This is a genomic window from Paenibacillus sp. J45TS6 (assembly GCF_018403285.1).
GTDB lineage: Bacteria > Bacillota > Bacilli > Paenibacillales > Paenibacillaceae > Paenibacillus.
This window is the reverse complement of the sequence record NZ_BOSJ01000012.1, coordinates 52,507-65,992: the sequence shown is the minus strand read 5'-3', so window position 1 is coordinate 65,992 and position 13,486 is coordinate 52,507. Positions and strand designations below refer to the sequence as shown.

Genomic DNA, 13,486 nt, shown 5'->3' with positions numbered 1-13,486 from the left:
AAAAGCCCTTTGCAGGTGTTTACTCTGCGAAGGGCTTTTTAATTCGTTTTCCCGCAGTTTCAAATTATTGAAACATTTTCCTAATCCATACGTATTAATTTACATGTGCAAAGGAGACGAGAGGGGGTGGAACATGGAAACTTTATACTGGTCTTGTCTAATTGGAGGAGCGCTTTTCGCAGTAATCGGCGTTTTATTTGGGGATTTGCTGGATGGCTTGTTTGAAGGTATTGCTGAATTTCCGGGTTTTGATTTTTTGAATACAACGGTCATTGCAAGTGTGATTACGATCTTTGGTGGAGCGGGAATCATGCTCTCAAAGTACACAGAGCTTGATACGGCAGGCCATCTTTTCCTTTCTTTGCTCATTGGACTGCTAGGCGGCGTACTTGTGTTTTTCGCCTATATAAAGCCAGCACGGAATAGTGAGATGTCCACAGGCTTTTCCCTTAAAGAGCTGACAGGCAAGATCGGTGAAATTACAATTCCTGTTCCAGAGAAAGGGTATGGAGAGGTCATGATTAAGCTGGTAAGCGGAAATACGGTACATACCGCAACTAGTTTTGAAGCCAAACCTATTCTTGCCGGAACCCAAGTCGTTGTTGTCGAAGTCGCTGATGGAGTTCTTCAAGTGGCTGAACTGGATTATTAAAATTGATTATGAATAGGGAGAGATGAGTATGCCAGATGTGTTCGTAGTTCCTGCTATTGTTGTAGGTGTGATTCTTGTATTAGGTATCGCTTTTTGGGCGAGGTACAAAACAGTTGGGCCGGATGAGGCCATGATCGTAACAGGTTCTTTCTTAGGGAATAAACACATCTCAGATGATGACAGCGGACGGAAAATAAAAATTGTTCGAGGTGGCGGTACGTTTATATGGCCGGTATTCCAGCAATCCGAATTTATCTCTTTATTATCTCACAAGCTTGATGTAATGACTCCAGAAGTATATACAGAGCAAGGAGTTCCTGTTATTGCGGATGGTGTAGCTATTATTAAAGTAGGAAGTTCAGTCGAAGACGTAGCCACTGCAGCAGAGCAGTTCATCGGGAAACCAGTGGAGTCCCTAAGAGGTGAGGCACAGGAAGTGCTTGAAGGACATCTGCGTGCCATTCTCGGTACCATGACCGTAGAAGAAGTGTACCGTAACCGGGATCGTTTTGCTCAAGAAGTGCAAGGGGTAGCGGCTAGAGACCTCAAAAAAATGGGGCTTAGTATTGTATCCTTTACAATTAAAGATGTACGTGACAAACATGGCTATTTGGATGCGCTTGGTAAACCGCGTATCGCTATGGTAAAAAGGGATGCCGAAATTGCCGAAGCAGAAGCAGTGCGGGATGCAAGAATTCAAAAAGCAAATGCAGAAGAGCAGGGACAAAAAGCAGAACTTTTAAGAGATACGAACATTGCAGAAGCTGCTAAAGAAAAAGAATTGAAAGTAGCTTCCTTTAAGAAAGATCAAGATACAGCAAAAGCGGAAGCGGATCAGGCTTATCATATCCAAGAAGCCCGTGCGAAACAGACGATGGTTGAAGAACAAATGAAAGTTGAACTCGTACGTAAAGAACGTGAAATTGATTTGCAAGCAAAAGAAATTATGGTTCGTGAGAAACAATACGATGCAGAAGTGAAGAAAAAGGCAGAAGCCGACCGCTATGCGGTTGAACAGGCAGCAGAAGCAGATAAAGCGAAAAGAATGCGTGAAGCAGATGCACTTCAGTATTCGATCGAAACGCAGGCAAAAGCTACTTCAGAGCAAAAAAGGCTCGAAGGTCAAGCGATGGCGGATGCAGAACTCGCAAAAGGTACAGCAGATGCAGAAGTTATTCGTCTGCGCGGTTTAGCTGAAGCCGAAGCAAAAGAAAAATTGGCCGAAGCCTTCCAGAAATTTGGAGAAGCAGCGGTACTCGATATTATCGTGAAAATGCTGCCTGAACTTGCAGGTAAGATTGCAGAACCAATCTCTTCCATTGATAAATTAACAGTTGTGGATACGGGGAAAGGCGAGGGTGCTACACGCGTAAGTAATTATGTAACAGAACTTATGGCGACCGCGCCGGAAATGCTTAAGAGTGTATCTGGCATTGACGTAGAACAGCTAATTCAAGGCTTAACCAAAAAAGGAAGTAAAGAGCCGGCAGCAATAGAAAAAATCAACATTCCTGCTGAAGTTGCAGCGACCAAAGATTCAATCTAAGGAATTACCTATTTAATTCGTTTTGTTTACAATGATCTACATTTGACCTCTGCCTCATAATTTGTTACTTTTAGCAGTATGCCTTATCTGAATCTACTGTGCGAATGTTACAAGAATTATGAGGCAAAAGAGGTGCAAAAGTGAACCTGAAAGTGGCAAAAGTACTGAACAATAACGTTATTATTGGAACCCATCCAGAACACGAGGAAGTTGTTGTTATCGGTAAGGGGATTGGTTTTCATCGCAAGTCCGGAGATATCATCCCGCTTCAAACGGTAGAGAAGATGTTTATCTTAACCAATCAGGAAGAACAAGAGCAGTACAAACAACTCATTCCGCGAGTGAGTGAAAAACTAATAGAGACAATAAATGATATTATTTTATATATAACAAGTGAGAGTAATGTGAAGTTAAATGAACATATTCATATTGCTCTAACGGATCATATTGCATTTGCACTGAAACGGATGGAACAAGGTATTGTATTACACAATCCTTTTTTGTATGAGACGAAGGAAATTTATCCTATGGAATACCGTTTAGCATCTTATGCCATAAATTTGATCAAGGAACGGCTTGGTGTAGATTTAGGAGAAGAAGAAATAGGATTCGTCGCTCTCCATATCTACAGTGCAATGACGAATCAGAACCTAAGCGAAGTGCAGCAACATTCTAAATTAATTGCCGATCTTGTAGCTATCGTGGAAGATAAACTTGATTATCAAATCCCTCGGCAATCCTTAGATTATTCAAGGCTTGTTACACATTTACGGTTTGCAATTGAACGAATTAAGCGCGGAGAAGAAGTGGCTGAGGTTCAAAAACTGGATTCTCTTCTAAGTAAAGAATATCCAGAAATGTACTCCCTTTCATGGACGTTAACCAAAGTTATGGAAAAACGAATGAAGCTCGCGGTGTATGGAGCAGAAGTCAGCTATCTCGCGTTACACTTGCAACGATTGTCACAAAAAAAAGAGCAAGAATTAAAAAAATGAATTTTTTTGTTGTAAAGGCTTGCACTCTTTTTTAGATGGTGCTATTATGTAGTCCTTGACAAGCTTACAACTTAATACTTACAACGTGTTACTGATACGATCAGGCATGAGTTGAGAAAAGTATGATTGATGAAGACCATATTGGGGCAAGATAACCCATAGGTCGAACAAGAATACTCTATTAACTCATGCTTTTTTTGCGTTTTCAATTAACACTATGTGGATTTTACAGAAGGAGTGACGAAAATGTTCAAAAAGCTTTTCGGCGTGTTGCAGCGTGTCGGTAAAGCGGTCATGCTTCCGGTAGCGATCTTGCCGGCAGCCGGTTTACTTCTAGGGATTGGTAACTTGTTAGTCAATCCAGACTTTCTGCAATACGTACCTGTCCTTGAAGCACACTGGGTACAGGTGATTGCCAATGTTCTTATGAACTCAGGGCAAATCGTATTTGATAACTTATCCTTACTGTTTGCCGTTGGGGTTGCAGTAGGCCTTGCTGGAGGAGACGGGGTTGCCGGGCTCGCAGCAATTATTGGTTATCTCATCATGAATGTAACGATGGGAACAGTACTGGGTGTAAACGAGTATGTATTATCACAACAAGGTGCTGCTTATGCTAATGTACTAGGTATTCCTACCTTACAGACTGGGGTATTTGGCGGTATTATCATCGGGATCTTGGCGGCGGCGATGTACAATAGGTTTTTCAAAATTGAACTTCCGTCGTATTTGGGATTCTTTGCAGGTAAGCGTTTTGTACCGATTGCTACTGCTGCGTTTTCATTATTAATCGGATTGCTTCTTACGCTCGTATGGCCGCCGATTCAAAATGGTCTAAACTTTGTGTCTCAGAGCATGATTAGTTCGAACGAGACACTGGCAGCGTTTATTTTCGGTACCATCGAACGCTCGCTGATTCCATTTGGTCTACACCATATTTTCTATTCTCCGTTCTGGTTTGAATTTGGAGAATATATCAACCAAGCAGGTGAAGTTATTCGTGGTGACCAGCGTATATTCATGGCTCAGCTTCGTGATGGGGTTGAATTCACAGCAGGTACGTTTACTACCGGTAAATATCCGTTCATGATGTTCGGACTTCCTGCTGCAGCGCTGGCGATCTATCATACAGCTAAACCAGAGAACAAAAAAGTGGTTGGTTCCCTGATGGTATCCGGTGCTCTTACGGCGTTTCTAACTGGTATTACAGAACCACTTGAATTCTCTTTCTTGTTTGTTGCACCGCTTTTGTTTGCAGTCCATGCCGTATTTGCTGGTCTGTCCTTTATGGTAATGCAAATCCTGGGCGTTAAGATCGGGATGACATTCTCGGGCGGTTTAATTGACTACATCTTGTTCGGGGTTATTCCTAACCGTACGCCATGGTATCTTGTTATTGTCGTGGGTCTCGCATTTGCGGTAATATACTACTTCGGTTTCCGTTTTGTTATTACGAAATTCAATCTCAAAACACCGGGCCGTGAAGAAAAAGTCATTGAAACCGGTTCGACGGGTACAGGTTCAAAAGACGAACTGCCTCATCAAATCTTGAAAGCTTTTGGCGGTTCGGATAATATTAAACACCTGGATGCATGTATCACCAGACTTCGTATTGAAGTTAAAGATAAATCGAGAGTTGATAAGAATCGTCTAAAAGATTTAGGCGCTTCGGGTGTTCTTGAAGTGGGTAATAATGTACAAGCTATTTTCGGTACACGTTCAGACACAATCAAGTCGCAAATGAAAGATATTATGGATGGACATACTCCTGAGGCACCGGAAGTTAATCCAGAACCAGAGGTAGAACAAGCTCAAGGAGAGTCTGGTGAAGCAATTATTCCTGAGCAAATTGTAATGCCTGCTAATGGTGAACTTCTGGATATCACGCAAGTTCCTGACCCTGTTTTCTCTGAGAAAATGACGGGTGATGGTTTTGCCTTCCTGCCACATGAGAATACGATTCATTCTCCGGTTAACGGAAAAGTATTTAATGTATTCCCTAGTAAGCACGCGATTGGCATTTTGTCCGATGGTGGAAAAGAAGTACTTGTTCATATTGGGGTTAACACCGTTAAACTTAAAGGACAAGGATTCAAAGTGTTGGTTGAAGAAGGCGATATCGTATCCGCTGGTCAATCAATTATGGAAGTAGATGTGGAATATGTGAAAGCAAATGCACCATCTATTATTTCCCCGGTAATTTTCTCTAATCTGCCTGAAGGTTCTGTGGTTAAGTTGGAAAAAACAGGCGTACAAAAGGCTGGAGAAGACAAAATTATCACAATTCATTAAAAATTTTGAGGTTCACAACCATTGAAAAAAAGGTAATATGTATTACGTGGTTTTATGGTTGAAAATGAAATCCAAACTAAAATAACAGAAAGTGGGATGAATCCATATGCAACAATCATTCAGAATTACAGACGAAGACGGTATCCATGCACGTCCAGCAACAGCGCTGGTAAACACAGCTAACAAATTCAAAGGTGCAGAATCTTTCGCAGAAGCAAAAGGTAAAAAAGTAACTTTGAAATCCATCTTGGGAGTACTTTCCCTTGGTCTTGAAAAAGGTGATGAAATCAGCATCATCGTTAACGGTGAAGGCGAAGCAGAAGCACTTCAAGCTTTGACTGATGTTATGGTTAACGAAGGGCTGGGCGAAATTAATGCCTAATGTTTCCGGGATTGCTGCTTCGGCTGGTATTGCCATTGCCCGAGCGTTTATCTTGGAGCACCCTGATTACTCTGTAGAGAAACGCTCGATTAACGACGTAGACGCAGAGATTGCTAAACTGGAGGCGGCTTTGGAGAAATCCAGAGCCGAACTCGAGGCAATCAAAGAAAAAACGTTACAGGAACTTGGAGAGAAAAAAGCAGAGATCTTTGCATCTCATCTTTTGATCCTGGATGACCCTGAACTTATTGATCCTGTAAAATCCAAAATTGCTGATGAAAAAGTAAACGCTGAGTTTGCTTTGGATGAAACAGCAACCACATTTATTCAAATGTTTGAAAATATGAAGAGTGCTTATCTTCAAGAACGTGCTGCGGATATGCGCGACGTTACTAAGCGTGTGCTTGGTCACTTGCTTGGTCTTAAAGTTGCAAATCCAGCAGAGATTGATGAAGAAGTGATCGTTCTTGCAGAAGATTTAACTCCTTCGGATACAGCACAGCTCAACCGTAAATATGTTCTTGGTTTTGCAACGAACATTGGCGGACGAACTTCTCACTCTGCAATTATGGCAAGATCCCTTGAAATTCCTGCAGTAGTAGGAACAAAAGACATTCTTACACAAGCTAAGAGCGGCGATCTGATCATCGTAGATGGATTAGATGGACATGTCCTTGTGAATCCGGAAGATTCCGTGGTTGAAGAATATAGATCTAAACAAGCCGCATATGCTGCTCAGGTTGAAGAGTGGAGAAAACTTCGCGACGAGCCGACTGTAACCGTTGATGGTGTTCATGTTGAGCTTGCTGCTAACATTGGTACTCCTAATGATGTAGCAGGTGTGCTTGATAACGGCGGAGAAGGCGTAGGTTTGTATCGTACTGAATTCCTATATATGGGACGCGATAAGCTTCCTTCCGAAGATGTACAATACAATGCATACAAAACGGTTCTTGAAAAAATGGAAGGGAAACCGGTTGTTGTTCGTACACTAGATATTGGTGGCGATAAAGAACTTCCATACCTTGATCTTCCAAAAGAAATGAATCCTTTCCTTGGCTTCCGTGCAGTTCGCCTGTGCCTTGATCGTCAGGATATCTTCCGTACACAGCTACGCGCATTGCTGCGTGCAAGTGTCCATGGGAACCTCAAAATCATGTTCCCGATGATTGCAACACTGGGTGAATTCCGTGAAGCAAAAGCGGTTCTTCTTGAAGAGAAGGAAAAGCTTGTGAAGGAAGGTATCGAAGTTGCGGATAACATTCAGCTCGGTATCATGGTTGAGATTCCTTCAACTGCGGTATTAGCGGATCAATTTGCGAAAGAAGTAGACTTCTTCAGTATCGGAACAAACGATCTGATTCAGTACACTATGGCAGCAGACCGCATGAATGAGCGTGTATCTTACTTGTATCAACCATATAACCCATCCATCCTTCGTTTGATCAAAATGGTCATTGATGCATCGCATCGTGAAGGGAAATGGACGGGAATGTGCGGTGAGATGGCAGGAGATACAACAGCTATTCCGCTTCTTCTCGGCCTCGGTCTTGATGAATTCAGCATGAGCGCAACTTCTATTCTTCCTGCACGCAGTCAGCTGACGAAGCTGTCTCAAGCAGAAATGAAAGAACTTGCAGCAAAAGCGCTGGATATGCAAACCGCAGAACAAGTCGTTGAACTTGTTCGCAGTATCGGACAATAGTTTTCAAGACCTCTATCGTTTTCCAATTAATTGATAACTGCTTTTGCAGTAACTACGGTATTCGCTTTATGCGGATACCGTTTTTTTTATTGAACCGGGTGAAGCAGATATGTAAAGCATTGCTTCTTCATGAATGACAGGGTAGACTTTAATCAAAAAGGATGAGGTGAGTATTTCTTGAAGAGCGTCATGATGAGGATAGGAATGATAGTTGGCTTTTTTATCGTCATTATTGGAATCATGTTGTTACCATACTTTAATGTAATCAATCCAGAATCCATCTATATATCTGAAAGCAAGGTATCCGAACAATCTATATCTTTAACAGGTGGAATTATAGATAGTGCCAGTCTGTACAAAGGTTACAAAGTAGATTACCGTGATCATGCCCTTTATGTACAGATCCAAGGAAATCTACTCAGCCTCCAAAAATCCAGCGGTGACTTCCATCTCAACATCAAAAATAAATACAAAGATCTACATAAAATATATATTCAGGGATCGGATAAAACAAATCTTGAGTTAGTGTGGGAGAAGAGGTAGCTCCATTTTCCAATGTGAAAGATTTTTTTGAATGAGCATGCTTAATATATAGAAATAATTTTAGAAATAAAACGATTGAAAAAAGACCTTGCCGGGAATAGATCCTCAGTAAGGTCTTCTTGTAGTTTATACTGATTATGGTACATGAATTGCTTGGATATGGTCCGTGTGCATCAGCAGGGATGTGCCTTCCGCCTCTACCAATTCGAGCAGGTTACCGTCCATTCTTTTTAGCAATCCAGCTCGGTACGGTTTAGCTCCAAGATTCAAAGTAACAAGTTGTCCTTCCAGTTTATGAAGCTGTTGATCTAGTGTCCTGGATAGCGATATAGCGGCAGGTTGTACAGGGAAATGCTCGTGCTTCAGGGAGAATGGCGTCGTATTTACTGGATAGGGTACGATATATTTTAAGTGCTTTACAGAAATATACACCGAGTGGTGAAGGGGAGAGAAAAATACAAAGTAATCGTTCATAATCGCAGTGACGTATCCATGAATCGATGGATCGCCTAGAGATATTTCACTAAAGATTCCTCTTGAATTCATTAGTATTTTACGATAAGAAATTTTACTATGATCAATGGCAGGATCAGGAGGCGTGTTGACGGTCATGTTACTTCGTTTGGGAGCATGTCTCATCTGCTGCAGATGATGAATGGGTATATAAATATAACGGTTATTTTCATAGACGACAACAATATCATTTCCGATATCGATTATTTCTCCTTGAATCGGATTCTTACAACCGGAAAGTACGAATTCTGCTTGTTTGCCTAACCAAGATGTAATCAGCTGCACGGTTTACCTCCTCTCAAAACAAAATTAATGTCCAAATATACAGGGAGACTAGGCTAATGATTAGACTAATGGGTATCACAATAAACGTGACTTTCATATACTGTTTCCAAGAGATCCGAATATGGTGAGTTTTTAAAATATACATCCAGATCAGTGTTGCCAGGGTACCGATTGGTGTCAGCAGTGCTCCAATATCACTTCCTAAAATATTAGCAAGATAAGCTAGGTGAAGTTGATGGTCTGTTAGGCCAAGATCTGTAACCACAAAAGTTCCAATCATAACGGAAGGCAAATTGTTTACTAGATTGGATAGAAGGGTAAGCAAAATGCCGGATGATAGAATTAAAGCAGCATCTCCCATTTCAGCAATCGGCTTTAATAGATCAATTAACGATTCTGTGATACCGGCCCGATGCAGGCTATCCACAATTACATAGATACTGAATGCAAACAATAAGATATGCCAAGGTGTCTTTGTAAACACATCTCGCAGTCCTTGACGAGTGCGGTAATATCTAACGGATAATAAGAGAACAACACCAGTGATTGCAACGATCTCCATGGGGATACCTACGCTCTCAGCTAGAAAGAAACCTCCGCGAATGAAAACGACAATGCTGATGCAGACCCGGAATAACCACCAATCCACCTTTTCCCCTTCATCAGGTGGTGTCTGTAATGGATGATAGTTCAGAGAAGAAACCTGGTTAGGGAAATGATGAATCTTTTTGGGGATATTTTTGCGGAAGTAATAATAGAGTAATAACATCATACTTAGAATACCCAGCATAGAAGGGACAAACATCATGAGTGTGTACGTGTTTAAGTCGAGTCCCACCATCTTCAGTGCAATCAGATTTGCTAAATTACTTAACCCGATAGGAGCACTCGAAGCCGTTGCAATTAACGCCCCAGAGAGTAGATAAGGAAGTTTTTGATGCAATTTCAAACGAAGCATAGAACAGATGCGAATGATAATGGGGGTTGTAATCAATATACTGCCGTCATTGTTGAAAAATATGGTCATCAGGAAACAAAGTAAGATGACAAGCCAAAATAATGCGATACCGGACCCCTTTGCCTTGTCAATCATGTTGATCGCAATCCAGCGAAAGAAACCGATACTATCTAGGATAATGGACATGACGATGGTCGATAGGATGGTTACGGCCGCCCCTGAGACGATACCGAAAATGTCTATAATGTGGGTATAACTAGTTACTCCAGTAAGGATAAGAAGAAGGGCGCCCAAAGAAGTTGGAATAGATTCATTCATTCCGCGTGGACGCCACATTAAGAAGATCACAGTAGTGATGAATACACCAAAGGTCAGCCAAAGCTGATAATCAAGCATTCTATTGGGATTCACCTCCTAAGGGAAGAATTCCTTGTGTCAGCTGTATGGCTGTTTCTTCGGACGGCGGATATCTCTTAGGAAGGACAATGACGTATAGAGGCACGCCAGTTAGAACGATTGCGATAAATATCAACATGATGATTCCCCCCTTTAGTTTGATAGAAAATTGATTCAACTTATTTCTTTATCTTATTTTGCTGTTTTCTTTGCGCTCCGATTCCCTTGGGCTTGTGTACCTCGGGATTGATTGCCTCTGGAGTTACTGTTTCTTGCTCCGGATTGGTTGCCATTCGATTTGTTATCTTTAGATTGGTTATTATTTTCATGGTTTTCGTTATTGTGGCCGTGAACATGGACAGAGATTGTTTTAACATGATGAATGAAAACACGAACAATTTCATTGTTTTTCAAGATGATGATCAATCGATTATGAGTCACACTTACGAGTACCCCTTCTAATTTTTCAGGTCCCCCCTGATTGATCTGCACGCGCTTAAGACGTAAAGATTTTAATACTCCATGAAAATCATTGGCATGGATAAGTTTCTGCTTCGGTCCTTTTTCACGGTGGGAATGTCCTGCTTCGGTTATACTTTTAACATGGGATTCATTCACATAAATGAAGCCTTCTTTGTTACGAACAACCATATAGTCGGAACTTACCTTTACTAATGTTCCTTCAAATGATTCTGGTCCGCCTCGGTTAATCTTTACTACTTTACCTCTTAAACCTCTCATGCTTTGTCCCTTTTTACTCATTATTTATTTCCCCTTCCTCTTACTTAAGATTTGATAGATTAGAAGAATCAATTTCAGATGGTTACCCTCCATTGGTCCTTCAAGTCTATCTGTAGTTTATTAATATGTGACTTGTAGCAAAAAGGGACTAGCCAAACATACATTTGACTTTGAATCTAGTTATTTATCTATGATTTACTGGTAGATCGGTTACTTGTCATCAGAATTCAAAGAGAAGATAAAAGAGGGAAGGTTAAAAGATTAGTATTTTCACTATTTAAAATTTGGTTTACAATTCCAGTTCGGGGTGTTAATCTAATTTTACAGATCGATGATCTGTGAAAACAGATTGATAAAGGGGAACTCATTTATGAATGAGGAAATGCTGAATATTTCCGTTCAACAATCCAAATTATTAAGCAGTGCACTGCGAGTAAAAATTATGAAGTATCTGCTCGATTCTCCGAAGACCTCAAAACAAGTCGCTGATCTTCTTGGAGAATCAGGCGGGAATATTCACTACCACATCAAAAAACTGTACGATGGCGGTCTGCTTGAAATTGTCGAGGAGAAAAAGAACGGGGGGGTTACCGAAAAATATTATCAATCCAAGTCGAAATGGTTTAACACGGAGGGAGCGGAGATCATTGATCCCGTACTCAGTGATCAATATGAGTCCGCAGACGCAACCAAGTTAAGCATCCGGTTGGAGTTAACTGGGGCGCAGAAGGAACAAATGACGAGTGAATTCAGAGCCTTTCTGGAACGTTGGGTTGAGAAAACCACAGCCGAAAGGAACGAAGATACACAAGAATTTAGTATTGGAGTCAAGATCATATCGACAGAGCCGAAGCAAGAGAAGAAAGAGTGAGTGAACCATCTATGAATCTGTTCTTGAATCGGAATTTTCTATTTATGTTCTTTGGAAGGCTCGTTACGAATGTAGGAGACTCCATCTATGCCGTAGCGGCAATGTGGCTGGTATCGGAGCTTGGCGGCTCTACTTTTTATACGGGGCTCGCTGGTTTCCTCTCGCTAATACCCAGGTTTATTCAATTCTTCAGCGGACCGATCATAGACCGGATATCGATACGGCATCTGCTCATCCATACTCAGCTCATACAAGCTTTTCTACTATTGATTATTCCTGCAGCAAGTTATTTTGGTCAGCTGAATGTTGTCCTTGTTCTTATCATTTCACCAATTATATCGATCTTCAACACACTCATATACCCCGCACAAATGTCATCGTTACCTTCTTTCGTCCATAAAAAGGATCTCACCAAAGCGAACTCCTATTTCACCTTTGCAGGTCAGGGGATTGATACCTTCTGTAATGCAGTATCCGGTGTACTCATCGTGATTGTCGGAGCTGTCTCTATTTACTTACTGGATTCCGTCTTATTTATCATCAGTGCTATTTTATTCTCCTTCCTCCGAATTCCGAAGCATAAACAGCAAATTGAACAGAGTCAGCCAGTTAAAAAGGAAAAAATATCAGTGATATTACAACACTATAAAACAGAACTCTGGGAAGGAATCCACATTCTATTAGGCAAATCTTTCTCAAGACTTCTTTGGGGGATGATCCTCATTAACTTGGTCGGGGGAGCAACGTTTGTGGTTTTACCTGCGTTTAGTAAATTACATGGGGGCCCCGAATTGTATGGGATTTTACTGATGGCGCAAGCGATGGGGAGTATGTTTGGAGCCTTGATCGCTCCTTTTTTGAAGTTGGAGAGAATCAGTATGGGTCTTATCTATGCCGTTGCGTTTTCGGTGAGCGGTATATTGTGGACCCTTAGTGTGCTCAGCCCAAATATCTGGATGATGATGATCATATACGGTTTATCTTGGGTTCCCGGCGGAGTGACCAATATTCTGATCAATTCTTATATCCAAAAAGGAATCCCTCAGCATCTATTAGGCAGAGTATTCTCCGCATCCTACAGCCTCAGCGGTATTGCAGCGCCCATTGGATCGTTATGCGGAGGTATTCTAGGAGAAGTGTTTGGAAGTGAAATGATTATTGGTTTAAGCGGACTGTCTGTGTTATTGATTGGTCTATATTGGTTGTTCGATAAGACCACCCGGAAGCTCCCAAGCTCTGATCATGTTACGGATAAAGTATTCCAGGCATAAGCAAATTTGCATAGCTAATTTTTAAAAAAGCACCCTAAAAGAGTAGACATCTTCTATGAGTGTCCATTCTTCAGGGTGCTTTTTACCTTCAGGTATCTGCCTTATACGCTCTTACACAGGCTTCGCATACACAGGATTTGCCTCTTTGCTCGTCTGGAATTTGCGCAAGTAGTAGTTTGGGTACAGACAGATTCATACACCAGCACTCCTCGGCAGGTCTTCCCGCAGCATAGGCACAGTGATTAGGTTTACGGCATAAAGGGCAGATCAGCGGATTATTCATGGAGCGTGTGCTCATATAGAACCTCTCTTACTGAATTATGATTTCATTTAGTT

At 41.4% G+C, this 13,486-nt stretch carries 14 protein-coding genes; 9 read left to right on the top strand and 5 right to left on the bottom strand.

Annotated features, from left to right (window positions below; all coding sequences use genetic code 11):
- Positions 1–133 precede the first annotated feature (133 nt).
- From KJS58_RS17255 to KJS58_RS17225, 7 genes are all read left to right on the top strand, one after another.
- Positions 134–652 carry an NfeD family membrane protein gene (locus KJS58_RS17255; RefSeq protein ID WP_213534289.1) on the top strand — a complete coding sequence of 173 codons (519 nt, stop codon included), beginning with the start codon at positions 134–136 and terminating at the stop codon, positions 650–652.
- A 28-nt stretch (positions 653–680) separates the two neighbouring features.
- Entirely contained in the window at positions 681–2,198 is a 1,518-nt protein-coding gene (locus tag KJS58_RS17250) for a flotillin lipid rafts scaffold protein FloT (RefSeq protein WP_213534287.1), read from the top strand.
- A gap of 140 nt (positions 2,199–2,338) precedes the next feature.
- Positions 2,339–3,193 carry a glucose PTS transporter transcription antiterminator GlcT gene (gene glcT / locus KJS58_RS17245; protein WP_213534285.1) on the top strand — a complete coding sequence of 285 codons (855 nt, stop codon included), beginning with the start codon at positions 2,339–2,341 and terminating at the stop codon, positions 3,191–3,193.
- A gap of 246 nt (positions 3,194–3,439) precedes the next feature.
- Positions 3,440–5,485 carry a glucose-specific PTS transporter subunit IIBC gene (gene ptsG / locus KJS58_RS17240; protein ID WP_213534283.1) on the top strand — a complete coding sequence of 682 codons (2,046 nt, stop codon included), beginning with the start codon at positions 3,440–3,442 and terminating at the stop codon, positions 5,483–5,485.
- 106 nt (positions 5,486–5,591) lie between these two features.
- The gene (locus KJS58_RS17235; protein WP_160034496.1) at positions 5,592–5,867 is read left to right on the top strand and encodes an HPr family phosphocarrier protein; all 276 of its coding nucleotides are present in this window, start codon (positions 5,592–5,594) and stop codon (positions 5,865–5,867) included.
- Positions 5,860–7,572, top strand: coding sequence for a phosphoenolpyruvate--protein phosphotransferase (gene ptsP, locus KJS58_RS17230; protein ID WP_213534398.1), 1,713 nt, complete (start codon positions 5,860–5,862; stop codon positions 7,570–7,572). The genes KJS58_RS17235 and ptsP overlap by 8 nt, the downstream gene beginning before the upstream one ends.
- Before the next feature lie 204 nt (positions 7,573–7,776).
- The gene (locus tag KJS58_RS17225) at positions 7,777–8,115 is read left to right on the top strand and encodes a hypothetical protein (RefSeq protein WP_213534281.1); all 339 of its coding nucleotides are present in this window, start codon (positions 7,777–7,779) and stop codon (positions 8,113–8,115) included.
- Between the two features lie 135 nt (positions 8,116–8,250).
- Here KJS58_RS17225 and KJS58_RS17220 read toward each other — a convergent pair whose 3' ends face one another.
- From KJS58_RS17220 to KJS58_RS17205, 4 genes are read right to left on the bottom strand one after another with little or no spacing between them, the layout of a single operon-like run.
- Positions 8,251–8,913 carry a DUF2642 domain-containing protein gene (locus KJS58_RS17220; RefSeq protein WP_213534279.1) on the bottom strand — a complete coding sequence of 221 codons (663 nt, stop codon included), beginning with the start codon at positions 8,911–8,913 and terminating at the stop codon, positions 8,251–8,253.
- Between the two features lie 13 nt (positions 8,914–8,926).
- The gene (locus KJS58_RS17215; RefSeq protein ID WP_213534277.1) at positions 8,927–10,267 is read right to left on the bottom strand and encodes an arsenic transporter; all 1,341 of its coding nucleotides are present in this window, start codon (positions 10,265–10,267) and stop codon (positions 8,927–8,929) included.
- Between the two features lies 1 nt (position 10,268).
- Entirely contained in the window at positions 10,269–10,406 is a 138-nt protein-coding gene (locus tag KJS58_RS17210; protein WP_213534275.1) for a hypothetical protein, read from the bottom strand.
- A 53-nt stretch (positions 10,407–10,459) separates the two neighbouring features.
- Positions 10,460–11,008 (bottom strand): hypothetical protein, encoded by a 549-nt coding sequence (locus KJS58_RS17205; RefSeq protein WP_213534273.1) that lies wholly within the window; start codon positions 11,006–11,008, stop codon positions 10,460–10,462.
- A gap of 370 nt (positions 11,009–11,378) precedes the next feature.
- Here KJS58_RS17205 and KJS58_RS17200 point away from each other — a divergent pair, with 370 nt between their 5' ends.
- Complete coding sequence (locus tag KJS58_RS17200) at positions 11,379–11,879, top strand: ArsR/SmtB family transcription factor (RefSeq protein WP_213534271.1); 501 nt, start codon at positions 11,379–11,381, stop codon at positions 11,877–11,879.
- The gene (locus KJS58_RS17195) at positions 11,876–13,150 is read left to right on the top strand and encodes an MFS transporter (protein WP_249717529.1); all 1,275 of its coding nucleotides are present in this window, start codon (positions 11,876–11,878) and stop codon (positions 13,148–13,150) included. The genes KJS58_RS17200 and KJS58_RS17195 overlap by 4 nt, the downstream gene beginning before the upstream one ends.
- Positions 13,151–13,238: 88 nt before the next feature.
- Here the strand turns inward: KJS58_RS17195 and KJS58_RS17190 are convergent, their stop codons facing one another.
- Positions 13,239–13,448, bottom strand: coding sequence for a cysteine-rich CWC family protein (locus KJS58_RS17190; protein ID WP_249717513.1), 210 nt, complete (start codon positions 13,446–13,448; stop codon positions 13,239–13,241).
- Between the last annotated feature and the right edge of the window lie 38 nt (positions 13,449–13,486).

Bases quoted from the DNA above. Each gene is read 5' to 3' on its own strand.
- KJS58_RS17250 (WP_213534287.1), top strand. From the start codon at position 681: ATGCCAGATGTGTTCGTAGTTCCTGCTATTGTTGTAGGTGTGATTCTT.
- KJS58_RS17235 (WP_160034496.1), top strand. From the start codon at position 5,592: ATGCAACAATCATTCAGAATTACAGACGAAGACGGTATCCATGCACGT.
- ptsG (WP_213534283.1), top strand. From the start codon at position 3,440: ATGTTCAAAAAGCTTTTCGGCGTGTTGCAGCGTGTCGGTAAAGCGGTC.
- KJS58_RS17190 (WP_249717513.1), bottom strand. From the start codon at position 13,448: ATGAGCACACGCTCCATGAATAATCCGCTGATCTGCCCTTTATGCCGT.
- KJS58_RS17225 (WP_213534281.1), top strand. From the start codon at position 7,777: ATGATAGTTGGCTTTTTTATCGTCATTATTGGAATCATGTTGTTACCA.
- KJS58_RS17200 (WP_213534271.1), top strand. From the start codon at position 11,379: ATGAATGAGGAAATGCTGAATATTTCCGTTCAACAATCCAAATTATTA.
- KJS58_RS17215 (WP_213534277.1), bottom strand. From the start codon at position 10,267: ATGCTTGATTATCAGCTTTGGCTGACCTTTGGTGTATTCATCACTACT.
- KJS58_RS17255 (WP_213534289.1), top strand. From the start codon at position 134: ATGGAAACTTTATACTGGTCTTGTCTAATTGGAGGAGCGCTTTTCGCA.
- KJS58_RS17205 (WP_213534273.1), bottom strand. From the start codon at position 11,008: ATGAGAGGTTTAAGAGGTAAAGTAGTAAAGATTAACCGAGGCGGACCA.
- KJS58_RS17210 (WP_213534275.1), bottom strand. From the start codon at position 10,406: ATGTTGATATTTATCGCAATCGTTCTAACTGGCGTGCCTCTATACGTC.
- ptsP (WP_213534398.1), top strand. From the start codon at position 5,860: ATGCCTAATGTTTCCGGGATTGCTGCTTCGGCTGGTATTGCCATTGCC.